This window comes from Bradyrhizobium sp. UFLA05-109 (assembly GCF_054185165.1).
In genome coordinates this window covers 112,058-137,336 of the sequence record NZ_JBBIAR010000002.1, presented here as the reverse complement: position 1 = coordinate 137,336, position 25,279 = coordinate 112,058, and the positions used below count along the sequence as shown (strand labels likewise).

Here is a 25,279-nt window from a genome sequence, read left to right as displayed (position 1 = left end):
CAATGCGGCGCACGCTGATCAAGTCAGCAACCATCATCAGCATGGATGATGCGGTTGGCGATCTGCCTACCGGCGACGTGCTGGTCGAGGGCAACCGGATCGTTGACGTGCGCCCCGGCATCGAGCTTGGCAGCGGAGCGGCCGAGACTGAGGTCATCGACGGCAGGGGGCGTATCGTCATTCCGGGTCTGATCAACGCCCATATGCACACCTGGCAGACGGCGTTGCGCGGGTTTGCCGCGAACTGGACGCTGCTCGAATATTTCCGCCGCATGCATGCGGGGCTGGCAACCGTGTTCCGGCCCGACGACATCTATATCGCAACGCTGGTCGGCGCGCTGAACCAGATCAATTGCGGCACCACGACGCTGGTTGACTGGTGCCACAACAATCCGACACCTGAACACACCGACGCAGCCGTGCGCGGCCTGATCGAGAGCGGTATTCGCGCGGCCTTCTTTCATGGCTCGCCGAAACCCGAGCCAAAGCCCGGCGAGCCGCATTTCTCGGAGATCCCGCATCCGCGCCGCGAGGTCGAGCGATTGCTGGCGGGTCCCCTCGCCGATCGTAACGGCCTTGTCACGCTTGGACTTGCCATTCTCGGCCCGCATTATGCGACGCTCGACGTCGCCACGCGTGACTTCCGCCTGGCGCGAGAGCTTAACCTGATCGCATCGATGCATCAGGGCGGCGGTCCGGCCAAGACGGCGGACGGCTGGGAGAAGCTGATCGAGGCGGGCCTCGTCGGGACCAATGTCAACATCGTTCACGGCAACGACCTCTCCGACGACCTCCTGCAACGCCTGGTCGATCTCGGCGTGTCGTTCTCGGTGACACCGGAGAACGAGATGATCCAGGGCCACGGCTTTCCGATCACCGGCCGGCTCCTGAAGCGCGGCGTTCGACCGACGATCGGCATTGATCTCGAATCCGTGCTGGCCGGCGATCTCTTCTCTGCCGCCCGCGTCGCTCTATCGATGCAGCGGGCGCTCGACAATGCCGAGTCGCGCAACGCCAGCGGCACGATTCCAGCGACGACGACGATTCCGGCGCGCGAGGCGCTGCGCTGGATCACGCTCGAGGGCGCCCGTATGCTCGGCCGCGACGGCCAGATCGGCTCGCTCATGCCGGGCAAGCTCGCCGACCTCGTGGTCATCAATGCCTCCGATCTCAATCTCTTTCCGGTCCACGATCCCGTCGCCACCGTCGTGATGCAGACGAGCCTTGCCAATATCGAGGCCGTGATGATCGGCGGCGTCTGGAAGAAGCGGAACGGCAGGCTGCTGGTTGACGAACTGGAGCGGAAGAAGGAGCTGCTCGCACAATCGGGGCGGCGGCTGGTGCAGGACATCGAACGACAGGGACGCGCCGCCTGAGGCGCCAACGGACAACAAGAATGACGGACCTTTCGAAAAACATCGCTTTCATCGGCATCGGCAAGATGGGCCTGCCGATGTCGGCACTCGTCGCCAAGGCCGGCTATGCCGTGACCGCCTTCGACCCAAGTGCGGCTCGCATCGCTGCCGCACGCGAACAGGGCATCGCCATTGCGGCCTCACCGGCCGACGCGGTCAGCGGCCGGGCTGCGGTGATCACCTCCCTGCCTGACGATGGCGCGCTGCGCGCTGTGATGCTCGGCCCAACCGGTCTGATCGGCGCGATGGCGCCGGGAGCCGTGCTGATCGAAACCAGCACAGTCAGCGCGGAAGCCTCCGCTGAGGTCGATGCCGCCGCACGGGCGCGCGGCGTCGCCTATCTGCGCGCGCCGGTCTCCGGTAACGCCAGCATCGTCCACACGGGCGCGCTGACCTGCTTCGTCTCGGGGCCGAAGGACGTCTTCGGGGCCGCAAAGCCGCTGTTCGCAACCTTCACGCGCGCGCAGACCTATCTCGGGCCCGGTGAAGAAGCGCGCTACGCAAAACTCGCCGTCAACCTGATGATTGCTGTGTCGGCCGCCATGATGGCCGAGAGCCTGGCGCTCGCTCGAAAGGGCGGCATCGCCTGGCATGACATTCTGAAGGTGCTCGACGACAGCGCGGTTGCCTCTCCCATGGTGAAGTACAAGACCGCGCCGCTCAGGACGCGCGATTTCGAATCAACCTTCTCCTGCAAGCAGATGGCCAAGGATCTCGATCTCATCCTCGGCGCCGGCCACGCCGTCGGCGTGCCGCTCCAGCTCGCGGCACAGGTGCGCGAGATTTATGGCTCACTGGTTGCGCAAGGCGATGGTGAAACCGACTTCATCGCGACCGTCAAGCATCTCGAACGACTGTCAGGGCTTGGCGAACCAAAACTCTGATCAACGGAGGCAACGTTGCGTAACTTCAATGAGAACACGATCACCGACGCCGTGCTCGAGCGGATCGAGGGCGCGACCGATCCGCGGATCAAGCAAGTGAGCGAGGCGCTGGTGCGCCACCTTCATGCCTTCGTGCGCGAGGTGCGGCCGACCCAGAAGGAATGGGAGTACGGCATCGACTTCCTCACCCGCACCGGCCACATGTGCGATGACAAGCGCCAGGAGTTCATCCTGCTATCGGATACGCTCGGCGTTTCCATGCTGGTCGACGCCATCAATCATCCGGTGCCGGAGGGCGCGACCGAGACCACGGTGCTCGGCCCCTTCTTCGTGCAGGCCGCCCCGGAGAAAAACAGCGGCGAGGACATCTCCGGCACCATGGAAGGTGATCCGATGCTGGTCACAGGCACCGTCTCGGCCGTGGACGGCCGGCCGCTGGTGGGCGCAGTGGTGGATGTCTGGCATTCCGACGACGATGGATATTATGACGTGCAGCAACTCGATGAGATCGGCGATCTCGCGATGCGCGCGCGCTTCCACACCGATGCCGACGGCCGCTTCCATTTCTGGTCGATCAAGCCCGCCGCATACCCAATTCCGCATGATGGGCCGGTCGGCGAGATGCTGGAGGCGCAGGGCCGCCATCCCTGGCGCCCGGCACACGTGCATTTCATGATCTCCGCGCCAGGCTTCGAACAGCTCGTGACGCATGTGTTCGTCGCCGGCGACAAGTACCTCGACAGCGACGTGGTGTTCGGCGTCAAGGACAGCCTGATCCGCGAGTTCGTCCGTCATCCACCAGGTCGTGCGCCGGATGGCCGCATGGTGGGGGCTGAGTATTTTCATCTCAACTATGATTTCGGCTTGAAGCAGGTTGCGAGCAACGCAAGAGCTGCTTAAGCCGGATCACGGCTGAAAGGACCGACAAGAGTCCGGCAAATCGAGCTTTTTGGAGAGGACGGACGATGGAGGAGGCTGACACACCGCTGCTCGAGCTGCGCGGCATCAGCAAGGAGTTTCCGGGCGTCAAGGCGCTGGACGACGTGTCCTTCGCCGTGTTTCCCGGCGAGGTGCACATGCTGCTCGGCGAGAACGGCGCCGGCAAGTCTAGCCTGATGAAGGTGCTGTGCGGCGCCTACCGCGCCGATGCAGGCGAGTTCTATTACAAGGGCAAGAAGGTCGCGATGTCGTCGACCGCCGACGCGCAGAAGCTCGGCATTGCCGTCATCTTCCAGGAATTCTCGCTCGTCCCCTATCTCGACATCGCTCAAAACATCTTCCTCGGCCGCGAGCCGAAGGGCCGCATCCCCGGCACCATCGACCGCCGCAAGATCCTGTCCGATGCCAAGCGCGTGCTCGATACCATCGGCTTCGACATCGATCCCTCCATCACCATCGACAAGCTCGGCGTCGCCCAGCAGCAGATGGTCGAGATCGCGAAGGCGATCAGCCAGAACGCGCGCATCCTTGTCATGGACGAGCCGACCGCGGCGCTGTCAGACCGCGAGACCGAGCTCCTGTTCGCGCTGATCGCGCGGCTGAAGGCCGACGGGGTCGCGATCGTCTACATCTCGCACCGCATGGCCGAGGTGTTCGCGCTCGGCGACCGCATCACCATCCTTCGCGACGGCCGGCGTATCGACGGCGTCCGGCCGGCCGACGTCACGCCCGACCAGCTCGTGCGCATGATGGTCGGCCGCACCGTCGACATGACTTATCCGCGCAACTTCGCCGACAAGCCCGGCCAGGTGTTGCTAAGCGTCAAGGGCCTGACCTCGCCAACCGGCATTTCCGACATCGACATCGAGGTATGTCAGGGCGAGATCGTCGGCCTCTGCGGCCTCGTCGGCTCCGGCCGCAGCGAGGTCGCGCGCGCCATCTTCGGCGCAGATCCCGTGACATCAGGCGAGATCGTTTTTGACGGCAAGACGATCTCCGGTGAGCCCGACGTCGCCGCGCGACGCGGCATCGCCCTGATTCCTGAGAGCCGGAAGAGCGAGGGCCTCGCTCTGCTCCGCTCGGTCGGCGACAATCTCGTGGTGTCGGCGCTGAGAAGGCTGTTCCCGATTGGCCTGTTCGATCAACGCCGCGCACAGCGCACGTCAGACAATCTGATCCGGCAACTCAGGATCGCCACGCCGAGTGCCCGGCAGACCGTCGGCCTGCTGTCCGGCGGCAACCAGCAGAAGGTCGTGATCGGCAAATGGCTCGCCGCGGGTGCAAAGCTCTTCATCTTCGACGAGCCGACGCGCGGCATCGACATCGGCGCCAAGTCAGAGATCTTTGCGCTGATCGACCGGCTGGTCGCCGAGGGCGCAGCTGCGTTGATGATCTCGTCCGAGCAGGTCGAGATCTGCCATGTCTGCGACCGCGCCTATGTGATGCGCGAGGGCCGCATCGCCGGGCATCTGTCGCGCACTGAGCTGACCGAGGAGAACATCGTGCGACTGGGAATGCATCATGCGTGAGGCCGCAGTCGTTTCGCAACCAAATCCGCTCCAGCGCATTCCCGGCGTCGCTGTCGTGCTGGTGCTCCTGATCGCGCTGTTCGGGGCGGTCGCACCCGGCTTCCTGTCGGTCGCGAATCTCTCAAACGTGCTGGTGCAGTCGACGATCCTGACCATGCTCGCGCTGCCGATGACGTTGATCATCATGACCGAAGGCCTGGACCTCTCGATGGGCGCAGTGCTGACGCTGACCTCCCTCTGCGTCGCCATCGTGTCGCTCGCGACCAAGTCGATGCTGCTTGGGCTAGGCGCCGGCGTGCTGGTCGGCGCCGCCTTTGGCACCATCAACGGCTGGCTGGTCGCCGTTCTCGGGATTCCGCCCTTCGTCGCGACGCTCGGCACGCTCGGCATGGCGCAGGGCTTGTCGCTGATCGTCTCCGACGGCCAGAGCGTCGTCGGCATCCCCCACAGTGTGCGTGATATCTATTCATCCACCTTGCTCGGCGTGCCCGTGCCGATCGTGATGGCACTCGTGACTTACGCGTTCTTTCATGCCCTGCTCTATCACACCCGCTTCGGCACCTACATCTTCGCGCTCGGGGGAAATCGCGAGGCGCTGAGATATGCCGGCCGCTCGCCGAACCGGCTGCTGATCGCGGTCTACGCGATTGGCGGCACCATGGCCGGCGTCGCGGGGCTCTTGATGACCGCGCGCATGAATTCCGGCCACCCGACCGCCGGTCTCGGACTGGAATTCGATGCGATTGCGGCGGTTGCGGTTGGCGGCACCTCATTCGAGCGCGGCAATGGCTGGCTGCTCGGTACCGTGCTCGGCGTGATCGCGGTGGGCGTCCTGCGCAACGGCCTCAATCTGATCTCGTTGCCATCCTCTGTGCAGGTCGCAAGCGTCGGCGTCCTCGTCATCGTCGCGCTGTTCCTGGACGGCATCAGGAGCCGCTCATGACCGACATCACCAAGGAGGCCATCTCGCCGCCCCGCTCCTTCCTGTCGCAGGATGCGATCCAGGTATTCTACCGGTTGCTCGCGGCACTGCTGATCTGTGCGGTGCTCGCGGTCCTCAGCGACTCCTTCCTGAGCCTCGGCAACATCCTCAACGTGCTGCGGCAGGCGAGCCTGACCTTCTTCATTGCCTCGGGCCTGACGCTGGTGGTGCTGACCGCCGGGCTCGATCTCTCCGTCGGCGCCAATGTCGCTCTCTCAGCCTGCCTTGCCGGCACCGTGATCCATCAAACCGGCTCGCCAGCGCTGGGCATCCTTACCGCGCTGGTGGCCGGTGGCGTCGTTGGTCTCCTTAACGGCGTCATGGTGACGGCGCTGCGCATCCCCTCCTTCATCGCCACCTACGGCATGCTCTGGGTGCTGAACGGCCTGACCTATTGGTACATGGCCGGCGACACCATTCACGGCTTCCCCGCCGGCTTCCGGCAGATCGGCAGCGGCTATCTCTTCGGCCTGCCGATCCCGGTCTACCTGCTCCTGATCTTCCTTGCGATCGGCACACTGTTCGCGCAGCGGACAATCTGGGGCCAGGAGATCTATGCGATCGGTGCCAATCCGATTGCCGCGCGGCTCTCCGGAATTCCGGTCGCGCGCCGGCTGTTGCTGGTCTACGCCGTCTCCGGCACCATGGCGGGGCTTGCGTCGATCATCTTCCTGTCGCGGCTCAATTCGGCCGAGGCCGACATCGGCGAAAGCCTGACGCTGCCGGCGATCGCGGCCGTGCTGATTGGCGGCACGTCGCTGTTCGGCGGCGTCGGCACGGTATTCGGCACCTTCGTCGGCGCGCTGATCCTGACGCTGGTGCTCAACGGCATGAACCTGCTCTCGGTTAGTGCCAACTGGCAGCCGCTCGTCACCGGCGTCATCGTCGTTCTCGCGGTCTGGCTCGATATGAAGACACGCCGCCGCACGCAATGAGTTCTTTCGCGAAAATCCAACAAACCAAAATGAGGATGGAGATTACATGAAATCGAAATTGGGCCACCTCGCACTACCGATTCTGATGGCAGCCGCGTTCACGACGCAGGCCCGCGCCGACGGCGAGACCATCGCGGTCTTCACAAAGAACCAGACCAACCCCTACTTCCAGACCGTGCGCGTCGGGGCGGACGTCGCAGCCAAGGCGCTCAACGCCAAGACGTTGCACTACATCCCGACCAAGCCGGACTCGATTCCCGAGCAGCTCAGCCAGATCGAGGACGTCGTGGTGAAGAAGCCGAGCGCCATCGTCTTCATTCCCGTCGACTACAAGGCCATGGTGCCAGGCGTCGAGAAGATCAACGACGCCAAGATCCCCGTCGTTAACATCACCGACCGTTCCGCCGGCGGCAAGTTCGTCTCCTTCGTCGGCGCCGACGATTACAGCCTCGGGCTCGAGACCGCGCGCTATCTGCTGAAGACGCTCGGCGGCAAGAGGAACATCGTCATCATCGAGGGCGTCAAGGGCTCGCTGACCAATGTCGATCGGATCAGAGGCTTCAACGATGCGATCAAGGAAGCTCCGGGCGCAAAGCTGCTGGCCTCGCAGCCCGCCAATTACCAGCGGCTGCAAGCCCTCCAGGTGATGGAGAACCTGATGCAGTCCAACTCGCAGATCGACGGCGTGCTCGCCGCCAACGACGCCATGGCGGTCGGAGCGATCGAGGCGCTGGACGGCGCCAATCGCAAGGCGCAGGTGATCGGCATCAACGGCACCAAGGAAGCCATCGACGCCATCAAGTCCGGCAAGCTGCTCGCGAGCGGTGACTATAACGGCTTTGCGCAGGGCTGCCTCGGCACCATGATGGCAATCCGTAATCTGCGCGAGCAACCCGTCGTCGCCGAGATCGTGCTCAAGCCCACCGTGATCACGAAGGACAACTACCAGCCCTTCGATCAACCGCTCGAGCAGCGAACCTGCCCGACGTGGGAAGAAGCGCAAAAGCTCGGCTCGAAATAGGCATCGTTGACAATCAGGGACGGTCGTCAGAACGGCCGTCCCAAGATACCGGAGATATCATGCTGTTCGCTATCCACGCCGTCGACCGCGCCGGCGCGCTGCCGACCCGGCTCGCCAACTACGACGCGCACAAAGTGTTCCTGAACGACACCTCGCGCTTCGGGGTCAAAATCGTCATGTCTGGCCCGCTCGTCTCCGACGACGGCGAGAAGATGATCGGCAGCCTGTTCCTGATCGAGGCGCCCGGACGCGCCGAGGTCGAGGCCTTTAACGGCGCCGATCCCTTTGCCGCAGCCGGCATCTGGGAGAAGGTCACCATCACGGGATTCCTGCGGCGGCAGGGCTGACGGGCGCCGGACGACTCAGGCGTCGATGCCGCGCTGAACCAGGATGCGCTCGGCGCTGTCGTTCCAGACGTCCATCTTGGTGATCTTGCCGCCCCGCACTACGAAACGATCGACGTAGCGATTGCCTTCGAAAGGTGTGCCGTCATGCCATTCGCCGTAGAGCGTGCCGACACTGTAGACAACGGTCTCGCCCTCGCCCGGGCAGACGTCGAACCGGTCCATCTTCTTTTTGACCCAGCGATAGCGCTTGGCATTGAAGCCAGTCGGCCCGCGCGGATGGTCGAATTCGCGGCCACCGGTGAAGGTGATCACCGTACCCGGCGCCATGTAGACCGCCGCGGCCTCCGGGTCGGGAATCATCGAGGCCGTCAGATAGGCTTCGACGATCTCGGCGTCGGACATGGTTTTGCTTGGGACTTTTGCGGCAACGGACATGGCGCTTCTCCGAGAGATGCGGGATACTAACCCTGGGCTGCTGGATTGCATGCATATAATTTGAACATTCCCGCACTCATTTGCTGGATATCTGGAGGTGCCCCCGCAGGGCACGCTCCCGTACGCTTACGCCGTAGAGTGCTGGTGCCATGACGAGCCGAACCGCCTTCGACCTGATCTTCCGCAACGCGCTGATGCGCGGCGCCACCGCTCCCGCCGATATCGGCATTTCCCAAGGCAAGATCGCCGCGATCGAGCCGCGCCTTCAGGCCGAAGCCGTCGAGATCGACCTCCAAGGTCGGCTCGTGCTGCCCGGCTTCGTCGACACCCACATCCACCTCGACAAGGCCTGCCTGCTCGGCCGCTGCGGGCACGACCACGGCAGTCTCAGCGACGCCATCCGCGCCGTCTCGGCGATGAAGCGCGATTTCACGGTTGAGGACGTCTATGCCCGCGGCGCCAGAGTCCTGGAACGCGCAATCGTGCACGGCACGACGCGGATGCGCACCCATGTCGAGATCGATCCGCGAATCGGCCTGCGCAGCCTCGAGGCCGTCAAGGCCCTGAGGCGCGACTATGCCTGGGCGCTCGATCTGTCGCTCTGCGTCTTTCCGCAGGAGGGGCTGACCAACGATCCCGGAGCTGAGGAGCTCTTGGTCCAGGCGCTGCGCGACGGCGGCGATGTGATTGGCGGCTGTCCCTATACCGACACCGATCCGAACGCGCATCTTAAGCGCATCTTCGACCTCGCCCAGGAATTCGATGTCGATGTCGATCTCCATCTCGACTTCGATCTCGATGCGTCCTGGTCGCATCTCGACGAAGTGTGCCTGCAGACCGAACAGCGCGGCTATCAGGGCCGCGTCTCGATCGGCCATGTCACAAAGCTCTCCGCGCTAGCGCCGGAGCGCCTGAGACCAGTGGTCGAACGGCTCGCAAAAACCGGTGTCGCCGTGACGGTGCTGCCGGCGACCGATCTCTATCTGATGGGCCGTGATGCAACGCACAACGTGCCGCGCGGCATTACGGTGGCCCACAAGCTCGTCGCGAGCGGCGTGCTGTGCTCCGTTGCGACCAACAATGTGCTCAATCCCTTCACGCCGTTCGGCGATGCGTCGCTGCTGCGGATGGCGAACTTCTACGCCAACGTCGCGCATGCATCAGTCGGCGAGTTCGACACCTGCCTCGATCTCGTCACCGATTTGCCGGCGCGACTGATGAACTTGAAAAACTACGGCCTCAAAAACGGCAACCCGGCCGATTTCGTCGTGCTCGATACGCGCGACGGCCGCTTTGCAGTCGCCGAACTGCCGGAGATCATGATGGGCTTCAAGAACGGCCGGCCGGTCTTTGAACGGCAACAAGCCGTCCTGTTTCCGCCCTCAAACTCGGGCAAACCGCGCGCCGTCATCCCTCACGCTTGATCTTTGCCAGGATGCGGTCCGCCTCTGTGCGCCAGTCGGCGCTGCGGGCGAATTCCTTGGAGCCCCTGGTGCCGAACAGGCCTTCGTCGGCGAGATCGGCGACCCAGGCCTGCCGCTCGGCGGTGCCCTGGGCCGACCATGGGGTCAGCCCCGCCTCTCGCACGGTCTCGGCAACCTCGCGCACTTCCTCGGCGCGACGGCGGCCGTGCTCGATCACGCGCTGGAAGAAATAAGCGCCCTGCTTCTCCCAGTTGATGCCCGGAAAGGTTTCCGCGAGCGACGCCAGCACTGCATCCTCGACGCCATAGGCGCGCGCCGTGGTAAAGCTCTCGATGACCATGGCTTCCAGGCCCTTGATCATGATGCTCCGGCACATCTTCACCGCCGAGGAGACGCCGAGCTTGTCGCTCGCGACCTTGGCGGCAAAGCCGATCGCATTGAGAAGCGGCTCGAGCTCCCGTGCGCCGGGGCCACCGAGCAGCAGCGGCACCTTGATACGATAAGGCGGCACAGAGGTCATCACCGCGCCCTCGACATAGCGTCCGCCGGCGTCGTCGATCAGCTTGGCGGCACGCTGCTTGGCGCCGGGCGAGGCCGAGTTGAAGTCGAGGAACCAGGCCCCCTGGTTGATCGCGCCTGCGCAGGCTTGCGCCACCGAGACAGCCTGGCTTGCGGTGACAGCGGAGACGATGAGGTCGGATTTTGCGGTCAGATCAGCGTGCGAGGCAACCAACGCAACGCCGCGCTTCGTGGCGTGATCTCGCAAGGCCGCGCCCTGCTCGTTCCCGAGCTTGAGGTCGAAGGCCGCGACCTTGATGTCCTGCTGGCGCAGGTCCTCCGCGAGGATCTTGCCAACCTCGCCATAACCGACAAGTCCTATCTGCCATCGCCTGGGATCGCCGGACATCAGTTCATCCCTCGCGTGGTGTCGTCAAAGAGCTCCTCGACCGCAAAGCGGCGCGGGATCAGCGCCTGCTGGTAGGCGTAGTCGATGATCAGCTCCAGCGGCCTGCGATTGGCTTCGATCCCGAAGGGCAGAAGATCGGGCGACGCCGCCGCGCCCGCCTTCGCCTTTCCGGCTGTCAGAAGATCGTACACGCCGGCGACGACGTCGGGGCGCGATTTTGCCAGAGCCTCGGTCACGACCACGAGATGGTTGACCGGGACCACGCCACGCCGGGCGTACCAACTCGCGGCCTCCGCGGCCGGATCGGGAAACAGCGGCTTGAGGCGCGGATCGTTCGATGTCTCGCCGAGCACGGCGTCGAGCTCGCCATCGAGCAGCATTTGCTGGATCTTCTTGTCCTTCGGCGCGCGCTCGGTGGTGTCGATATATTCAGCCACGTGCGGATCCTCGAAGGTGATCCAGCTGATCTTGTCGAGATTCACCCCGTAGTCATTGGCGAGAATTCCCCTGATCCAGGCACCGGTCGTGGTCGTGAACGACCGAATGCCGACGCGCTTGCCTTCCAGATCGGACGGGCCGAGCGTGCCGCGCTCGGGATTATACAGCGCGTAAGCGTGCTGGAAGCGGCCGAGCATGGTCGCCGGCAACAGCACGAGCGGCTTGCCGTGGGCTTTCGCCATCAGATAGGTGACGATCGCCATCTCGCAGACGTCGAACGCCTGCTCGCGCACCATCGGCTTGAACGCCGTGTTGGTCGGCGTGTACTCGATGAAGTCGAGATCGAAGCTGTCGGAGCGAAGCTCTCCGCTCTTCAACGTCTGCACATGTGGATGCGACCCGAGCACGGTCCGCAGCTTGAGACGATCCATCAGCCCGCTCCGCTTTTCGCCTGCTCAGACGTCCTCGGGATTGTCGACATAGACGAGCCCGGCTTTCGCCAGAGCCTCGCGCATGTTGTACATGTCGAGGCCAAGCTCGCCCGAGGCAAGACGATTGCGCTTGCCGCTCTCGTCCGCGTTGCGCTTCCTTGCCTTCTCGGCAACCTCGGCCGCGAGCCGCTTCGGCACCACCACGACGCCATCGTCGTCGGCGACCACGATATCGCCGGGCTCGACATTGACGCCGGCGCAGACTACGGGAACGTTGACCGAGCCCAGCGTCGCCTTGACCGTTCCCTTGGCCGAGATAGCGCGAGACCACACCGGGAATTTCATCTCGTGCAGCGCCTTCACGTCACGGCAGCCGGCGTCGATGACGAGCCCCTGCACACCGCGCGCGTGAAGCGATGTCGCAAGCAGCTCGCCGAACATGCCGTCGGTATTATCGGTGGTGCAGCCGACCACGAGGATGTCGCCCGGCCTGCATTGCTCGACCGCGACATGGATCATCCAGTTGTCGCCGGGCTGCGCGAGCACGGTGACCGCAGGGCCAGCAATCTGCGCGCCGGGCCAGATCGGCCGCATATACGGCTTCATCAGCCCGACACGGCCCATCGCCTCGTGTACGGTGGAGACGCCATAGGCCGACATGCCGGCGGGTTCGGCGCGCTTGATGTTGCGAACGACGACGGGCTTCATGCCAAGACCTCCTCGACAGTCGGGAACAGGCGCTGATAGGCTTCGCCATAGGTCATGGGCACGCCGGTGTTGCGGCTGCCCTGGATGCCGCGGTTGAGCGCGACGCGCTCATAGTAGCCCCAGAGATGCTTTTGCGCGGCGAGGATCTGGAACGCCTCGTACTTCTCCTTCCAGACCTCGTCGATCTTCAGGATCAGGTTCGGTTTGAAATTGCACATCTCGGGCTGATGCGGCTCGAACAGGAACACCGGCGGCGCGGCATATTTGTACTGCGCACCCGGCTTGTGGCCCATGGCCTGCGCGACCACGCGGGTCTCCTGCGCGAAATGCGCCGCATTCGGGTGGTCGAAATTGTAGGGATCCTCCAGTGCATGAGTCAGCACGAAGCTCGGGTTGAGCTCGCGGTAGATGTCGACCATGCGATCGAAATGGGCTTCCGTCAGCTTGAGCGGATAGTCTCCGCAATCGAAGAACTCGATTTCGGCGCCCAGGAGTTTTGCCGCGCGCTCGGCCTCGTCCTTGCGACCGGCCTTCACCGACTCGAGCGTCGCGCCCTTTTCCTTCCAGGCGAACTGGCTCTCGCCGCGCTCGCCGAAGGACATGCAGACGATCTTCATCCGGTAGCCCTTCTTGGCATGCAGCGCGATGGCGCCGCCCGCGCGCCAGACGAAATCGCCGGGATGGGCGGTAATTACAAGACCTGTCTTCATGGGACAAACTCCCCTTTCATCTCTTCGAAGCTTGACCTGCTTCTAGCGAAGCGCAAGCAGCCAATTCATCACACCCCAGCGGCCGGTACCGACTCGCCGTCGAGCACGCGTTTCAACCGATCTGCGTCGAGCGCGCCTTCCCATCTTGCAATCGCGATGGTCGCGACCGCGTTCCCGATCAGATTGGTCGGCGTCAACCCCTGCGACATCAGCCGATGGATCCCGAGCACCAGCGCGACGCTCGCGACCGGAATGGTTCCGGTGGCCGACAGCGTTGCCGCCAGCACGACGAAGGCGGCGCCCGCAATTCCCGCCGCGCCCTTGGAGGTCACGAGCAGGATCAGCAGCAGCTCGACCTGCTCTGCGAGCCCGAGCGGCGTGTTGGTCGCCTGCGCCAGGAAGACCGAGGCGGCAGCGAGGTAGAGGCAAGTGCCGTCCAGGTTGAAGGAATAGCCCGTCGGGATGACGAGCCCGACCACGCTGCGCTCGCAGCCGGCGTTTTCGAGCTTCGAGAGCATCCGCGGCAGCACGGTCTCCGACGACGTCGTGGCGATGCAGATCAACAGCTCTTCCCAGATATAGCGGATCAGCTTCAGCAGGCTGAAGCCGCAGAACCACGCGACCGGGCCGAGCGCAATGACGATGAACACAAGGCAGGTGAGATAGAAGCCGCCGAGCAGCTTGCCGAGCGAGGCCAGCGAGCCGACACCGAACTTGCCGACCGTGAACGCAATGGCGCCGAATGCGCCGACCGGCGCCACCCACATCACGAAGCCGACGATCGCAAATACCATCTTTGAAGCGACGTCGATCAGGTTGACCAGCGGTGCTCCGCGCTCGCCGAGCTGCACCAGGGCAAAGCCGCACAGCACGGAGATGAACAGCACCTGGAGGATGTTGCCTTCAGCAAAGGCGCCGACGAAGGTGCCGGGAAGGACGTTCATCAGGAATGGTACGAAGCCGATCGCCCCGGTCTGCTTGACGTAGGGCTCGATGGCGCTGGTGTTGATGCTGGCGGCGTCGATGTTCATGCCGACACCGGGCTTCAGCAGGTTGATCGCGACAAGCCCGATCACCAGCGCGACCGTCGTCATGAGTTCGAAATAGAGGATCGCCTTGATGGCGACCCGCCCGACCCGGGCCATGTCGGCCATATGCGCGATGCCGTGCACGACGGTGCAGAAGATGATTGGCGCGATCAGCATGCGGATCGCCTTGATGAAGGCGTCGCCCAGCGGCTGCATCTTTGCGCCAAGTTCGGGATTGACGATACCGAGCGCGATACCGGCCGCCATGGCAAGGAGAACCTGGACCCAGAGCTCCTTCCACCAGGCGCGGCCCCGCGGCTTGTCGATCGAGAGCGCTGTCATTCCCCGAACTCGAACAGGCGGGCCGGATTGCTGACCAAAATCTTCTGCTGGAACTCCGCCTCCGGCGCGAACAACGGAATCAAGTCGACCAGGTCGCCATCATTCGGCATGACCTTGACATTGGGATGCGGCCAATCCGTGCCCCAGATGACGCGGTCGACCGCTGTCTCGACGATCTTGCGCGCGAACGGCACGGCATCGGTGAACGGCGGACCAGAGGACGAAACGCGTTCCGAACCGCAGATCTTGACCCAGCATTTCTCATCGCGCTGCATCAGGTCGATCAGGATCTTGAACGGAAGCTGGTCGAGCCCCTCGGACGCCTTCACCCGTCCCATGTGATCGATGGTGTAGCGCACCGGCAGCTTGGCCAGCATGGCGGCATATTCCGGCAGGTCGATCGCGTCGAAATGCAGATCGATGTGCCAGCCGAGCGGCGCGACCATCTCGATCACGCGGTCGAACACGCCCTTGTCCGGGACGCCACCGAGATGGCGGACGAAATTGAAGCGACAGCCGCGGAAGCCCCCTTCGTGCAGTTCGCGCAAGCCCCGTTCGCTAATGGTGTCGTCGATATTGGCGACTGCGCGATAGGCCCCGTTGCTCTGCGCGATCGCGTCGAGCGCAACGGTGTTGTCGGTGCCGTGCACGCTGGCATTGACGATGACGGCGCGCTGGATGCCGAGCTTGGCGTGCAACGCGCGAAAATCCTCCAGCGGCGCGTCGGGCGGCGTGTAGGAACGGTCCGGCGCGTACGGATATTTCGAGCCCGGACCGAAGATGTGGCAATGCGCGTCGCAAGCGAGCGCCGGCAGCTTGAACTTCGGCGTGCGCGTGTTCGGATCGGGCGGCGGAATGGTCGGCTTGTACATCTGGTGTCTTCAGGTGAACTTGAACAGGCGCGCGGGATTGTCGACCAGCAGCTTCTGCTGGATCGCGGCATCGGGTGCGTAGAGCGGGATCAGATCGACGATCTCGCCGTCATTGGGCATGACCTTGACGTTGGGGTGCGGCCAGTCGGTGCCCCAGATCACGCGATCGGGCGCGTTGTCTATCAGCTTCTTCGCAAACGGCACGGCATCGTGGAACGGCTTGCCTACGGCGGATGCACGCTCAAGGCCGGTGATCTTGACCCAGCACTTCTCGTCTTTGTTCTGCAGATCGAGCAGCGCGGTGAAGCCTGGATCATCGAGCCCCTTGCCCGCCTGCACCGTGCCCATGTGATCGATGACGTAGCGCGTCGGGAGCGCGGTCAGGATCGGCGCGAATTCGGCGATCGTGCCCGGCTCGAAATAGACGTCGACGTGCCAGCCGAGTTCGGCGACGTGATGCACGATGCGCTGAAACTTGGTCATGTCACCGACGCCGCCGAGCCGCTTCAGGAAGGCAAAGCGGCAACCGCAGATGCCGCCCTTGTCCAGCGCCTCGAGCTCGTGATCGGACATCTCATCCTTGACGTTGGCGATGCCCTTATAGGCCCCCTCGCTTTGCGCAATGGAATCGGTCACGACGCGGTTGTCGGTGCCGTGCACCGTGGCGTTGACGATCACACAGCGATCCACACCGATTTTCTCGTGCACGGCCCGGAAGGCCTCCAGCGGCGCATCAGCCGTGTTGTAGGGACGATGGTCCGAGAACGGATACTTGGCTGCCGGCCCGAAGATATGCGTGTGCGCGTCGCAGGATTTCGGCGGCAGCCTGAAGGCCGGCGTCTTGGGATTCGGGTCCGGCGGATCGATGGTCGGGATCGCTTTGGCCGGCTCTGCCGCCTGCCCGCGCGCGCTCGAAGCCCAGGCGGCCATCGAGGCGCCTGTCAAGAGTTGCAAGCAGTCACGCCTGTTCATCCCGCATCCCCAGTCAAATGCCGCCGGTTGCGGACAACGCGAGCTTGACGCTCCTCGTCCGCCGGCGGTCGTCTACGTCTTGTTGCTTGCCGCCGCTCGCCGACGCGCCGGCGCGGCCTGATCGAGTGCCGGCGCCTGGAACGACGCCACTGTCGCCTGAACGAGTTGCTCGATCGCAGCAGCCGCATCGCTGCCGTCGGCTTCGCCACGCGACAGGCGTGAGACGCGCTCCGGCGTCACCAGCGAGTAGTAGAGTGCACCAAGCAGGAAATGGCTGCGCCAGACGATTTCGGTGCGCGGCACATGCGGCAGGCTCTCGTGGATCGCGTCGATGAAGGCGTGACTGGTGTCGTCGAAGGTCTGCGCGATGATGCGCCGCGCCACCTCGTTACCCTCGGCGGACATCACGGCACGAAGCCGCGTGAACCGCGCCCCGCCGCCGGCGAGATCGCTGCCCGAAGTGAAGGCCGGCACGACATAGGCGCGCACGATCGCTTCCAGCCGGTCCTGGAGATCGCGCACGCGCTTGGCGGCCGCGAGCAGCTCGGACCGGCGGAGATTCATCGGACCGCAATGGCGGCGATAGATCTCCAGCAGCAGACCGTCCTTGGTCTTGAAATGATAAGTGACGCTGCCGGGGTTGGCCCCGGCGGCCTGCGCGATGTCGCGTACCGAGACAGCGTTGAAGCCGTTGGTCGCGAACAACTCTTCCGCCGCGGCGAGGATCGCCTCGCGCATGTTCGGCTTGCGGGCCGTGTCTTTGCTGGTGGGCTTGCGTACCATGTGATTTGTACTATCGTACAAAAGATAAGGTCTCGTCAACAAAAACGATGGGCGGCGCCCGGCGGTCCGAGATGGCCGCCCGGACGGACATTCGCCCCGAGGAGCGCTAAAAGATGCTGGGCTTGAACAAGAAAATCGGACGCCTATTGCTGGGCACGGGCCTGCTGCTGGCCGCAAGTGGCGCCCAGGCCGACAATTTCCCGAGCAAGCCGGTCCACATTCTGGTGCCCTATGCCGCCGGAGGCGCCGTCGACGTGCTCGCCCGCACGATCGGCCAGGCGCTGGCCAAGAGCTGGGGCCAGCAGCCGGTGATCGACAACCGCCCCGGCGCCGGCGGCATCATCGCCTCGCAGGCGCTGACGCAGGCGCCGCCCGATGGCTATACGTTGATCCTGGTCGCCAGCGGCCATCCGCTCAACCAGTTCATCTATCCGAGCGTGCCCTACGACACCTTCAAGGATTTCACCGCGATCGGCGAGGTCGCCTCCTCGCCACTCGCCATCGTCGTCGCCAAGGACAGCCCATACAAGAGCCTCGGCGATCTCCTGACTGCTGCGAAGAACGAACCGGACAAGCTCTCCTACGGGATGTCCGGCAACGGTACCTCGGCGCATCTCGCCGGCGAGCTGTTGAAGTACATGGCCGGCGTGAAGATCGTCTCTATTCCCTACAAGGGTGGCGCACCGGCGCTGACCGCGGTCATCGCGGGCGAAATCCCCGTCAGCCTCAACCCACTTGCCGAAGCGATTGGTCAGCTCGACGGCGGCCCGGTGCGTGCACTCGCCGTGACGTCGGCGCAGCGGTCAAAGGCCCTGCCCGATGTTCCGACCGTCGCCGAGGCCGGCGTACCAGGCTATGACGTCTCGGTCTGGTGGGGATTTTTGGGCCCTGCGAAAATGCCGCCGGAGATCGTGGCGAAGCTCGAAACCGATTTGAAGACGGCGCTGCAAGACCCGGGCGTACTGTCGACCCTCGACAAGATCGGCGCCTCGCCGGTCGGCTCGTCGTCGAAGGAGTTTGATGCCTACATGCATGCGGAGGCGGCCAAATGGGAGCCGGTGCTGAAGGCCGCCAACATCCGGGCGCAATGACATGACCGGCCTTGGTCTGACGTGCCTTGCACGCACTGCACTCGTTGCCGTCGTCGCGTCCGGCCTTGCCGGCGCGACCGCTCGGGCTGACGGCGAGGCGCAAATTCTTGCGCCGTCCGGCACGTTGCATGTCGGCATCTATCCGGGAAGCCCGACCTCGATGGTGACCGACACGAACGGAAAGCCTCATGGGGTGAGCTACGACCTCGGCGGTGAGCTTGCAAAGCGCCTCGGCGTACCCGTCGATTATGTCCGGTTCGAGCGCGTGGCCGACATCGTCACCGCGATCCATGACGGCAAGGTCGACTTCACCGTCACCAACGCGACGCCTGTCCGCGCCAACGACGTCAGCTTCACCAACCCCGTGCTCGCGATCGAGCTCGGCTTCCTGGTGCCGACCAACTCGTCTATCGGCAAGGTGGAGGACATCGACCGGCCGGGTGTGAAGATCGGGGTGACAAAAGGCTCGACGTCCGAGCGGACGCTTCCGCAGAAATTCAGGAGCGCGACCATCGTGCCCGCCGAGAGCGTGAAGGTCGCGGTCGCGATGTTTGGTCGCGGCGAGATCGATCTTTATGCGACCAACAAGCCGACGCTGTTCGAAATCTCCGACCAGATGCCGGGCTCGCGCATTCTGGACGGCAATTGGGGCCTGGAGCACATGGCGATCGCAATCCCGAAGGGGCGCGAGGCTGCCCTGCCCTTCCTCAACCATTTCGTGGAGCAAGAGCAGTCCGGGGGTGAGCTGGAGGCGATTCAACAGCGGGCTGGCCTGAGAGGCGCGGTCAAGGCGGCGCACCAGTAGGCGTCAACTGCGCGCCTGCCTCACAGCATTTCCCGTCGTGCAACCGGGGCAGAATCCGGCTATCAAAGAAGGCATGACCCGACGCACTGGCAGCGCCGATCTTCCTCTCCACACCGGACGGGTTCCGCCGTGGCTCGCAAGCCGCATGGCGTCGCTGGGCGCGATCGTCACACAGGCGATCGTCCACCACTACGGCCGCGACGAGTTCATGCAGCGGCTGTCGCATCCGTTCTGGTTCCAGTCGTTCGGAGCCGTGATGGGGATGGACTGGCACTCCTCCGGCATCACCACCTCCGTGATCGGCGCGCTGAAACGCGGGCTTGCCCCACTCCAGAACGAGCTCGGCATTTATGTTTGCGGCGGGCGTGGCCAGCATTCGCGCAAGACGCCGGATGAGCTTCTGTCGCTCGGCGACCGCGTCGGCTTCGACGGTGCCAAACTGACGCGCGCGAGCCGCCTCGTTGCGAAGGTCGACAGTGCCGCGGTGCAGGACGGCTTTGACCTCTATTTGCATGGCTTCTTCGTCACCGACGACGGCAAATGGACGGTGGTGCAACAGGGCATGAACGGCGAGAAGCGGCAGGCCCGCCGCTATCACTGGCACTCCGAGGCGCTGAAGAGCTTCGTCGATGCGCCGCACAGCGCGATCGACGGCCCCGCGCAGGGGGAGATCGTCAACCTCACCGACCACCGTGCCGACGTCTCGCGCTCGGCGCAACTCGAGCTGCTCTCCGATCTCGGCCCCGATCGCATCGTGTCCGAATTCGAACGTCTGAGCGGTGTCGAACCCACACAAGCCATGCTGCCGCACCTCATCATGCCAGCGCATCACGATGTACGGCCGAAGGATGTCTTCGCGCGTCGCCTGCACGGCACATTGGCTGCGGCCGCCGAGCGCGGTCCGGTCGATTTTCCCGAGCTTTTGCTGACGCCCGGTGTCGGCGCGCGCACCGTGCGCTCGCTCGCGATGGTCGCTGAAGTCGTGCACGGCGCGCCCTATCGCTTCAAGGACCCGGCGCGCTTCTCGCTCGCTCATGGCGGCAAGGACCGCCACCCCTACCCCGTTCCGATCAAGGTCTATGACGAGACCATTCGCGTGCTCAAAGGCGCGATCGAGAACGCAAGGCTTGGGCGCGAGGAGGAAATGCAGGCGATAAAACGCCTCGACGACCAGGCGCGGCGGCTGGAGCGCACCGCGCGCGGTCCATCGGTCGAGGCCTTCATCGCGGCCGAGCGCGCGGCTTCACCGCAGCTCGATGGCCGATCCGTGTTCGGCTGGGAGCGCGACCTCCTTGCGTCGAAGAAGCTGACCGGTTCGTAAGTTTCTAACTTTCGTCCTCGTCCTCCGCGAGCCGGTTAGCCGAGTGGTCCTGGTACTGCTCGGTCTGGATATATTTTCCATCCATGCCGCGAATGTCGGAATGCTGCGCCTTGTCGCGGTTCGACAGAATCATGTTGTCGCCGATCTTGTCTTTCGAAACCTCCGTGAAAGCGCCGTTCCCCGCGCCCTTGCCATGCGTACCTGATCCAATATGCGTCTTGCCTCCGCTGGGCATGGATTGCTCCCTTGCTATCCGCACCTAAGCCAACGCCTGCCCGGCAGCGATTGTTTCGCGGGTACGCGGCAAGTTCGTCGCGACGCAGTTCCGGTGTCACCGGCAGGCGATGTCAATTTGCAAGCAATCGCTCGACGTCGGCCGGGCGGGATTTGGCTTCGCGGTTCCCGCCATCCTCGGCCACGACCGGCAGTTTCGCGATGGCGCGGATGCCCGGACGCTTGCGCCAGTGAATCTGCGACGCGTCGACGGCGAGACCAAGCCGCGGCCAGCGCGTGAATAAGGCCTGGAGCGCGCAAGCCGCCTCGATTCGCGCAAGCTGATGCCCGAGGCAGAAATGGATTCCCGTGCCGAATGAGATGTGACGGTTGGGCTTGCGTTCGAGGTCGAGCCGCTCGGGAGCATCATGCACCGCAGGATCCATGTTGGCGGCGGCCAGCATGACCATGACACGGTCCCCCTTCTTCAGACGTACACCCTCGAGCTCAAGATTGCGTCGCACATTGCGCGGCTTTGAGAATTGCACTGGCGAGACGAAGCGCAGGAATTCCTCGACGGCAAGGCCGGCGCGAGTCCAGTCTTCTTCCAGCCAATCGCGCAGGTCGGGGTTTTTGAGGAGCTCGTAGACGGAGCCGCTGATGAGGTGCGTGGTCGTTTCCGAGCCCGCGGCCAGCAACAGGAACACCATCGACACCATCTCGTCCGGCGAAATGCGGCCGCCTTCCCGCTCGACCTCGATGAGCTCGGCAATCAGGCCCTCACCGCCCTGGACACGTGCGATCCCCAGCTGCTCCTCCAGATAGGCGCGCATCTTGCGGAACGCGAACAGCAGCCGAAAGAAGCTGACGACATTCGTCAGCGAGGACATCGCATTGGCCCAGGCAATGAATTTTGGGCGATCGGCCATTGGCAGGCCGAGCAGCTCGGAGATCACCGACAGCGGCAGGATCCGGGCGTAGCGCTGGACGAGATCGGCCGGGCTTCCCGCCGCGAACAGCTCGTCCGCAAGTCCATCAGCGATGGCGCGGATACGCGGTTCCATCGCGACGATCGCGCGGCGGCGGAAGGCCTCGTCGACGATGCTGCGCAGCCGCGTGTGATCTGGCTCGTCCATCGTCAGCATGTTGCTGGCAATGGTCGTGACGAGTTTCGGCATCCACCAGCGCAGGCCTGCGACCTTGCCGTCCTCCCTGCGCAGCGTGAACGTCGCGCCGTCCTTGAGCACCTCCGCCGTCGCATCGTGGGTGGTGGTGACCCAGACATCGCCGATGAGCGGAAAACGGGTCGCGACCACGGGCCCGGAGGCGCGCAGCTTCGCGATTCCCCTGGGCGGATCGCGAAAGAAGGCTTCGCTCGTGAAATCGATGCGCGGTGTCATGGGGTCACCGCCCTTATTGATGGCGCCTCAACCAGATGGTGCGCGCAGTCGCCGGCGCAAGGGCCGGAACGTCGATCAAAAGAAGGCGATCAGCCGCGCCCGGGCGACCGCGGCCCCGCTTTGCGCTGGTTGGTGTAGGCGTCCCAATGGCTCCAGCTGCCATTGCTGAGGCTTTGCAGGTCGGTCGCGAGCGGACGGCGCGTGCGCTTCTCGTAGTCAGCAATCGTGCGTTCGGATTGCGCGATCTTGCGCTTGAGTTCCACGATCGCCTTTTCCGTGTCTCCGTTGCGTTTGGATGATGCGACCTCGCCCATGGTGAAGCGCGCGGTCTCGAGCGCTTTCAACTCGGCGCGGTTCTTCTTCACCTGAACTCGGTGCCAGGCGATGTTGCTATCGTTGTCCGCAACCATGTAGGAACTCCGCTGATTCGACGTTCCCATAATATCGCCTGCCGAATCGACGCCGCAACGGGCGGCGGGCGGCAAAAATGCGGCTTTATTGCGCGGAGGGCATGATCCGGACCCGAAGGGCCGCGTTAGCGCAAAGTGTAAAGCGGTTTTCCCTCGCGACAAACGCAAAGCGTTTGCGCGGAGATCATGCCCAACAAAATCCCCTATTCAGCGCTCGGCAAAGGCCTTTTCGACCACGAACTGGGCCGGCTCGCCGTGATTGCCCTCGACGAAGCCACGCGCGGTCAGCAGCACGCGGGTATCAGTGACCAGCGCCGGGCTGCCGCAGATCATGACGCGGTCGTGGGCCGCCTCAATCGCCGGCAGGCCGATATCGGCAAACAGCTTGCCCGAAGTGATGAGGTCGGTGATGCGGCCGCGGTTGCGGAAGGGATCACGGGTGACGGTCGGATAGTAGATCAGCTGGTCGCGGATGTAGTCGCCGAGCAGTTCGTCATTCGGCAGCGTCTCGGTGATCATCTCGCCATAGGCGAGCTCCCGGACGTGCCGGCAGCCATGCAGGAGCACCACCTTCTCGAACCGCTCATAGGTTTCGGGATCCTTGATCACGCTCAGGAACGGCGCAAGACCCGTGCCGGTGCCGATGAGGTAGAGGTTGCGCCCCTCTTCCAGATTGTCGATCACGAGCGTGCCGGTCGCCTTGCGGCTGACGATGATCTCGTCGCCTTCCTTCAGGTACTGGAGCCGCGAGGTCAGCGGGCCGTCCGGCACCTTGATCGAGAAGAATTCGAGCGTGTCCTCGTAGTTGGCGCTGGCGACGCTATAGGCCCGTAGCAGCGGCTTCTCACCGACCTTGAGCCCGATCATCGTGAATTCGCCGTTGCGGAAACGGAAGGTCGGGCTGCGCGTGGTCTTGAAGCTGAACAGCGTGTCGGTCCAGTGGTGGACGCTAAGGACGCTTTCCTGGTTGAAATTGCTCATCTCACCCCTCCCTCGCCGGTGCGCAGGCGATTGTCAGCAATGCGTCATTCGTATACGATCGTTCGTATACAAATGAATAATCCTGCTTGATCCTTTGGTCAAGGCTGCCCAAGATCGCGAGCGTTGCAGTTAGGAATAAGGAGCCTCTCCATGGCGCATGACGCACCCCAGGCCACCGGGCCTTCGAAGCTCGTGATCCGCAATATCGGCCTGATGCTGTCGGGCGCGCTGGAGAAGCCGATCCTGGATGGCGACACCATCGTCGCCGAGAACGGCAAGATCACCGCGATCGGCCGGTTCAAGGACGTCAACACGGAAGGTGCGACCACCATCGTCGACGCCAACGGCACCACCGTTGCCCCGGGCCTGATCGACAGCCACGTCCACCCCGTCGCCGGCGACTGGACGCCGCGGCAGAACCAGATCAACTGGATCGACAGCTATCTCCATGGCGGAGTCACCACCATGATTTCGGCCGGCGAGGTGCACATGCCTGGCCGTCCCCGCGATGTCGTCGGCCTGAAGGCGATGGCGATTTTCGCCCAGCGCGCGTTCTGGACGCTGCGTCCGGGCGGCGTGAAAGTTCACGCCGGCGCGCCCGTCATCGAATGCGAGATGGTCGAGGAAGATTTCAAGGAGATGGCCGCCGCCGGCGTCAAGCTGCTCGGCGAAGTCGGCCTTGGTGGCGTCAAGGACGGCCCCACTGCGCGCAAGATGGTCGGCTGGGCACGCAAATACGGCATCCAGAGCACGATCCACACCGGCGGTCCCTCGATCCCCGGCTCCGGCCTGATCGACAAGGACGTGGTGCTGGAGGCCGATACCGATGTGGTCGGTCACATCAATGGCGGCCACACGGCGCTGCCCGACGACCAGATCCGCTGCATCTGCGAGGGCTGCAAGCGCGGGCTCGAGCTCGTTCACAACGGCAATGAGCGCTCCGCCCTGTTCACGCTGCGCACCGCGCGCGAGATGGGCGACTTGCACCGCGTCATCCTCGGCACGGACGCGCCGGCCGGCTCCGGCGTGCAGCCGCTCGGCATCCTGCGCATGGTCTCGATGCTGTCCTCGCTCGGCGAACTGCCGGCCGAGATCGCGTTCTGCCTTGCGACCGGCAACACCGCACGGATGCGCGAGCTCGACTGCGGCCTCATTGAAGTTGGCCGCTCAGCCGATTTCGTGATCATGGACAAGGCTCAGCATTCGCCGGGCAAGAACATCCTGGAGAGCGTGCAGCTCGGTGACCTCCCCGGCATCGGCATGACGATCATCGACGGCATCGTCCGCACCCAGCGCAGCCGCAACACCCCGCCCGCAGGCAATGTGCCGGAGGTGGTGGCGAAGTAGGCGCCATCTAAACGGCATCGTAGGGTGGGCAAAGGCGCAAAGCGCCGTGCCCACCACTTCTGTTTTTTTCAGAAAGAAGTGGTGGGCACGCTTCGCTTTGCCCACCCTACAGCACTTTGCCTACCCTGCGAGATCGAATTCACCGCAACTTGTCCAGCAACGCCATCAGCAGCTCGCGCTCCTTCGCATCGAGCGGCGCCAGCGTCTCGCGCGTGATCGCGAGCGCGTTCGGCGCAACTTTTTCGGCGAGCTGCTGACCTGCGCGCGTGAGGCTGACCAGCAACCGCCGGCCATCTTCCGGATCCTGGCTCGTCTCCGTCAGGCCGCGCGCGCTGAGCCGGTCGATCACGCCCTTGATGGTCGCGACGTCCATCGCCGTGAGGCGCCCAAGCTGGTTCTGCGAGCACGGGCCGGTCTCGGCAAGTTTCGACAATGCCGCCCATTGCGTCGGCGTCAGATTGGTGCCGATGTCGCGGGCAAAGATCGCGCTGTGACGCTGCCAGACCTGGCGCAGGATGAAGCCGACCTGCTCGTCGAGTACGTAAGGCGGCTTGGCCTGCCTGACGCTCTTCTTGGCTGCAACGCCTCTCGCCATTCCCGCCCCGTCCC

General features: G+C 64.1%; 27 protein-coding genes. 13 read left to right on the top strand and 14 right to left on the bottom strand.

Features of this window, described 5'->3' with window-relative positions:
* The first annotated feature begins 2 nt into the window (after nucleotides 1-2).
* The 8 genes from Q3C01_RS01975 (at nucleotide 3) to Q3C01_RS01940 (ending at nucleotide 8,052) form a co-directional block, all read left to right on the top strand.
* A complete protein-coding gene (locus Q3C01_RS01975) occupies nucleotides 3-1,376 on the top strand; it encodes an amidohydrolase family protein (protein WP_458143396.1) in 1,374 nt (457 codons plus the stop codon).
* 20 nt (nucleotides 1,377-1,396) lie between these two features.
* Nucleotides 1,397-2,299 (top strand): NAD(P)-dependent oxidoreductase, encoded by a 903-nt coding sequence (locus Q3C01_RS01970; RefSeq protein WP_458143395.1) that lies wholly within the window; start codon nucleotides 1,397-1,399, stop codon nucleotides 2,297-2,299.
* A gap of 15 nt (nucleotides 2,300-2,314) precedes the next feature.
* A complete protein-coding gene (locus Q3C01_RS01965) occupies nucleotides 2,315-3,199 on the top strand; it encodes an intradiol ring-cleavage dioxygenase (protein WP_458143393.1) in 885 nt (294 codons plus the stop codon).
* 65 nt (nucleotides 3,200-3,264) lie between these two features.
* The gene (locus tag Q3C01_RS01960; protein ID WP_458143392.1) at nucleotides 3,265-4,767 is read left to right on the top strand and encodes a sugar ABC transporter ATP-binding protein; all 1,503 of its coding nucleotides are present in this window, start codon (nucleotides 3,265-3,267) and stop codon (nucleotides 4,765-4,767) included.
* Nucleotides 4,760-5,710 (top strand): ABC transporter permease, encoded by a 951-nt coding sequence (locus Q3C01_RS01955; RefSeq protein WP_458143391.1) that lies wholly within the window; start codon nucleotides 4,760-4,762, stop codon nucleotides 5,708-5,710. Before Q3C01_RS01960 ends, Q3C01_RS01955 begins: the two co-directional genes overlap by 8 nt.
* A complete protein-coding gene (locus Q3C01_RS01950) occupies nucleotides 5,707-6,684 on the top strand; it encodes an ABC transporter permease (RefSeq protein ID WP_458143389.1) in 978 nt (325 codons plus the stop codon). Before Q3C01_RS01955 ends, Q3C01_RS01950 begins: the two co-directional genes overlap by 4 nt.
* A 46-nt stretch (nucleotides 6,685-6,730) precedes the next feature.
* Nucleotides 6,731-7,705: a sugar ABC transporter substrate-binding protein gene (locus Q3C01_RS01945; RefSeq protein WP_458143388.1), complete on the top strand. Its 975-nt coding sequence runs from the start codon at nucleotides 6,731-6,733 to the stop codon at nucleotides 7,703-7,705.
* 59 nt (nucleotides 7,706-7,764) lie between these two features.
* The gene (locus tag Q3C01_RS01940; RefSeq protein ID WP_458143387.1) at nucleotides 7,765-8,052 is read left to right on the top strand and encodes a YciI family protein; all 288 of its coding nucleotides are present in this window, start codon (nucleotides 7,765-7,767) and stop codon (nucleotides 8,050-8,052) included.
* Nucleotides 8,053-8,067: 15 nt separating this feature from the next.
* Here the strand turns inward: Q3C01_RS01940 and Q3C01_RS01935 are convergent, their stop codons facing one another.
* The gene (locus Q3C01_RS01935) at nucleotides 8,068-8,487 is read right to left on the bottom strand and encodes a nuclear transport factor 2 family protein (protein ID WP_458143386.1); all 420 of its coding nucleotides are present in this window, start codon (nucleotides 8,485-8,487) and stop codon (nucleotides 8,068-8,070) included.
* A gap of 149 nt (nucleotides 8,488-8,636) precedes the next feature.
* Here Q3C01_RS01935 and Q3C01_RS01930 point away from each other — a divergent pair, with 149 nt between their 5' ends.
* The gene (locus Q3C01_RS01930) at nucleotides 8,637-9,911 is read left to right on the top strand and encodes an amidohydrolase family protein (protein ID WP_458143385.1); all 1,275 of its coding nucleotides are present in this window, start codon (nucleotides 8,637-8,639) and stop codon (nucleotides 9,909-9,911) included.
* Here Q3C01_RS01930 and Q3C01_RS01925 read toward each other — a convergent pair.
* From Q3C01_RS01925 to Q3C01_RS01890, 8 genes are all read right to left on the bottom strand, one after another.
* Nucleotides 9,895-10,818, bottom strand: a complete 924-nt coding sequence (locus tag Q3C01_RS01925) for a DUF1932 domain-containing protein (RefSeq protein ID WP_458143384.1) — start codon at nucleotides 10,816-10,818, stop codon at nucleotides 9,895-9,897. The genes Q3C01_RS01930 and Q3C01_RS01925 overlap by 17 nt on opposite strands.
* On the bottom strand, nucleotides 10,818-11,687 hold the full coding sequence (locus tag Q3C01_RS01920) for a substrate-binding domain-containing protein (RefSeq protein WP_458143383.1): 870 nt from the start codon (nucleotides 11,685-11,687) through the stop codon (nucleotides 10,818-10,820). Before Q3C01_RS01920 ends, Q3C01_RS01925 begins: the two co-directional genes overlap by 1 nt.
* A 24-nt stretch (nucleotides 11,688-11,711) precedes the next feature.
* The gene (locus Q3C01_RS01915) at nucleotides 11,712-12,395 is read right to left on the bottom strand and encodes a 4-carboxy-4-hydroxy-2-oxoadipate aldolase/oxaloacetate decarboxylase (RefSeq protein WP_458143382.1); all 684 of its coding nucleotides are present in this window, start codon (nucleotides 12,393-12,395) and stop codon (nucleotides 11,712-11,714) included.
* Nucleotides 12,392-13,105 (bottom strand): PIG-L deacetylase family protein, encoded by a 714-nt coding sequence (locus tag Q3C01_RS01910; protein ID WP_449378815.1) that lies wholly within the window; start codon nucleotides 13,103-13,105, stop codon nucleotides 12,392-12,394. The genes Q3C01_RS01915 and Q3C01_RS01910 overlap by 4 nt, the downstream gene beginning before the upstream one ends.
* Nucleotides 13,106-13,173: 68 nt before the next feature.
* Nucleotides 13,174-14,475: a C4-dicarboxylate transporter DctA gene (gene dctA / locus Q3C01_RS01905; protein ID WP_458143380.1), complete on the bottom strand. Its 1,302-nt coding sequence runs from the start codon at nucleotides 14,473-14,475 to the stop codon at nucleotides 13,174-13,176.
* Nucleotides 14,472-15,347, bottom strand: coding sequence for an amidohydrolase family protein (locus tag Q3C01_RS01900; RefSeq protein WP_458143379.1), 876 nt, complete (start codon nucleotides 15,345-15,347; stop codon nucleotides 14,472-14,474). Before Q3C01_RS01900 ends, dctA begins: the two co-directional genes overlap by 4 nt.
* A 9-nt stretch (nucleotides 15,348-15,356) precedes the next feature.
* On the bottom strand, nucleotides 15,357-16,319 hold the full coding sequence (locus Q3C01_RS01895; protein WP_458143378.1) for an amidohydrolase family protein: 963 nt from the start codon (nucleotides 16,317-16,319) through the stop codon (nucleotides 15,357-15,359).
* Between the two features lie 72 nt (nucleotides 16,320-16,391).
* On the bottom strand, nucleotides 16,392-17,102 hold the full coding sequence (locus Q3C01_RS01890) for a TetR/AcrR family transcriptional regulator (protein ID WP_458143376.1): 711 nt from the start codon (nucleotides 17,100-17,102) through the stop codon (nucleotides 16,392-16,394).
* A gap of 113 nt (nucleotides 17,103-17,215) precedes the next feature.
* Between Q3C01_RS01890 and Q3C01_RS01885 the strand changes: the two genes are divergently transcribed.
* From Q3C01_RS01885 to Q3C01_RS01875, 3 genes are all read left to right on the top strand, one after another.
* Entirely contained in the window at nucleotides 17,216-18,193 is a 978-nt protein-coding gene (locus tag Q3C01_RS01885; protein WP_458143375.1) for a tripartite tricarboxylate transporter substrate binding protein, read from the top strand.
* 1 nt (nucleotide 18,194) lies between these two features.
* Nucleotides 18,195-18,998, top strand: coding sequence for an ABC transporter substrate-binding protein (locus Q3C01_RS01880; protein WP_458143374.1), 804 nt, complete (start codon nucleotides 18,195-18,197; stop codon nucleotides 18,996-18,998).
* Nucleotides 18,999-19,071: 73 nt separating this feature from the next.
* Entirely contained in the window at nucleotides 19,072-20,319 is a 1,248-nt protein-coding gene (locus Q3C01_RS01875; RefSeq protein WP_458143373.1) for a DUF763 domain-containing protein, read from the top strand.
* A 4-nt stretch (nucleotides 20,320-20,323) separates the two neighbouring features.
* Here the strand turns inward: Q3C01_RS01875 and Q3C01_RS01870 are convergent, their stop codons facing one another.
* From Q3C01_RS01870 to Q3C01_RS01855, 4 genes are all read right to left on the bottom strand, one after another.
* The gene (locus tag Q3C01_RS01870) at nucleotides 20,324-20,554 is read right to left on the bottom strand and encodes a hypothetical protein (RefSeq protein ID WP_458143371.1); all 231 of its coding nucleotides are present in this window, start codon (nucleotides 20,552-20,554) and stop codon (nucleotides 20,324-20,326) included.
* 112 nt (nucleotides 20,555-20,666) lie between these two features.
* The gene (locus Q3C01_RS01865; protein WP_458143370.1) at nucleotides 20,667-21,932 is read right to left on the bottom strand and encodes a cytochrome P450; all 1,266 of its coding nucleotides are present in this window, start codon (nucleotides 21,930-21,932) and stop codon (nucleotides 20,667-20,669) included.
* An 89-nt stretch (nucleotides 21,933-22,021) separates the two neighbouring features.
* The gene (locus Q3C01_RS01860) at nucleotides 22,022-22,342 is read right to left on the bottom strand and encodes a hypothetical protein (RefSeq protein ID WP_458143569.1); all 321 of its coding nucleotides are present in this window, start codon (nucleotides 22,340-22,342) and stop codon (nucleotides 22,022-22,024) included.
* Nucleotides 22,343-22,549: 207 nt separating this feature from the next.
* Entirely contained in the window at nucleotides 22,550-23,323 is a 774-nt protein-coding gene (locus Q3C01_RS01855) for a ferredoxin--NADP reductase (RefSeq protein ID WP_458143368.1), read from the bottom strand.
* A gap of 150 nt (nucleotides 23,324-23,473) precedes the next feature.
* On the opposite strand from Q3C01_RS01855, the gene Q3C01_RS01850 reads away from it, so the two are divergent.
* Nucleotides 23,474-24,670, top strand: coding sequence for an amidohydrolase family protein (locus tag Q3C01_RS01850; protein WP_458143366.1), 1,197 nt, complete (start codon nucleotides 23,474-23,476; stop codon nucleotides 24,668-24,670).
* A 139-nt stretch (nucleotides 24,671-24,809) separates the two neighbouring features.
* Here Q3C01_RS01850 and Q3C01_RS01845 read toward each other — a convergent pair whose 3' ends face one another.
* A complete protein-coding gene (locus tag Q3C01_RS01845) occupies nucleotides 24,810-25,265 on the bottom strand; it encodes a MarR family winged helix-turn-helix transcriptional regulator (RefSeq protein WP_458143364.1) in 456 nt (151 codons plus the stop codon).
* Between the last annotated feature and the right edge of the window lie 14 nt (nucleotides 25,266-25,279).

Coding starts and splice junctions, on each gene's coding strand:
- Q3C01_RS01895 (WP_458143378.1), bottom strand. CDS start 16,319: ATGAACAGGCGTGACTGCTTGCAACTCTTGACAGGCGCCTCGATGGCC.
- Q3C01_RS01935 (WP_458143386.1), bottom strand. CDS start 8,487: ATGTCCGTTGCCGCAAAAGTCCCAAGCAAAACCATGTCCGACGCCGAG.
- Q3C01_RS01845 (WP_458143364.1), bottom strand. CDS start 25,265: ATGGCGAGAGGCGTTGCAGCCAAGAAGAGCGTCAGGCAGGCCAAGCCG.
- Q3C01_RS01875 (WP_458143373.1), top strand. CDS start 19,072: ATGACCCGACGCACTGGCAGCGCCGATCTTCCTCTCCACACCGGACGG.
- Q3C01_RS01970 (WP_458143395.1), top strand. CDS start 1,397: ATGACGGACCTTTCGAAAAACATCGCTTTCATCGGCATCGGCAAGATG.
- dctA (WP_458143380.1), bottom strand. CDS start 14,475: ATGACAGCGCTCTCGATCGACAAGCCGCGGGGCCGCGCCTGGTGGAAG.
- Q3C01_RS01850 (WP_458143366.1), top strand. CDS start 23,474: ATGGCGCATGACGCACCCCAGGCCACCGGGCCTTCGAAGCTCGTGATC.
- Q3C01_RS01880 (WP_458143374.1), top strand. CDS start 18,195: ATGACCGGCCTTGGTCTGACGTGCCTTGCACGCACTGCACTCGTTGCC.
- Q3C01_RS01890 (WP_458143376.1), bottom strand. CDS start 17,102: ATGGTACGCAAGCCCACCAGCAAAGACACGGCCCGCAAGCCGAACATG.
- Q3C01_RS01860 (WP_458143569.1), bottom strand. CDS start 22,342: ATGGTTGCGGACAACGATAGCAACATCGCCTGGCACCGAGTTCAGGTG.
- Q3C01_RS01855 (WP_458143368.1), bottom strand. CDS start 23,323: ATGAGCAATTTCAACCAGGAAAGCGTCCTTAGCGTCCACCACTGGACC.
- Q3C01_RS01870 (WP_458143371.1), bottom strand. CDS start 20,554: ATGCCCAGCGGAGGCAAGACGCATATTGGATCAGGTACGCATGGCAAG.
- Q3C01_RS01945 (WP_458143388.1), top strand. CDS start 6,731: ATGAAATCGAAATTGGGCCACCTCGCACTACCGATTCTGATGGCAGCC.
- Q3C01_RS01955 (WP_458143391.1), top strand. CDS start 4,760: ATGCGTGAGGCCGCAGTCGTTTCGCAACCAAATCCGCTCCAGCGCATT.
- Q3C01_RS01920 (WP_458143383.1), bottom strand. CDS start 11,687: ATGGATCGTCTCAAGCTGCGGACCGTGCTCGGGTCGCATCCACATGTG.
- Q3C01_RS01940 (WP_458143387.1), top strand. CDS start 7,765: ATGCTGTTCGCTATCCACGCCGTCGACCGCGCCGGCGCGCTGCCGACC.
- Q3C01_RS01885 (WP_458143375.1), top strand. CDS start 17,216: ATGCTGGGCTTGAACAAGAAAATCGGACGCCTATTGCTGGGCACGGGC.
- Q3C01_RS01865 (WP_458143370.1), bottom strand. CDS start 21,932: ATGACACCGCGCATCGATTTCACGAGCGAAGCCTTCTTTCGCGATCCG.
- Q3C01_RS01900 (WP_458143379.1), bottom strand. CDS start 15,347: ATGTACAAGCCGACCATTCCGCCGCCCGATCCGAACACGCGCACGCCG.
- Q3C01_RS01925 (WP_458143384.1), bottom strand. CDS start 10,818: ATGTCCGGCGATCCCAGGCGATGGCAGATAGGACTTGTCGGTTATGGC.
- Q3C01_RS01910 (WP_449378815.1), bottom strand. CDS start 13,105: ATGAAGACAGGTCTTGTAATTACCGCCCATCCCGGCGATTTCGTCTGG.
- Q3C01_RS01975 (WP_458143396.1), top strand. CDS start 3: ATGCGGCGCACGCTGATCAAGTCAGCAACCATCATCAGCATGGATGAT.
- Q3C01_RS01930 (WP_458143385.1), top strand. CDS start 8,637: ATGACGAGCCGAACCGCCTTCGACCTGATCTTCCGCAACGCGCTGATG.
- Q3C01_RS01960 (WP_458143392.1), top strand. CDS start 3,265: ATGGAGGAGGCTGACACACCGCTGCTCGAGCTGCGCGGCATCAGCAAG.
- Q3C01_RS01915 (WP_458143382.1), bottom strand. CDS start 12,395: ATGAAGCCCGTCGTCGTTCGCAACATCAAGCGCGCCGAACCCGCCGGC.
- Q3C01_RS01950 (WP_458143389.1), top strand. CDS start 5,707: ATGACCGACATCACCAAGGAGGCCATCTCGCCGCCCCGCTCCTTCCTG.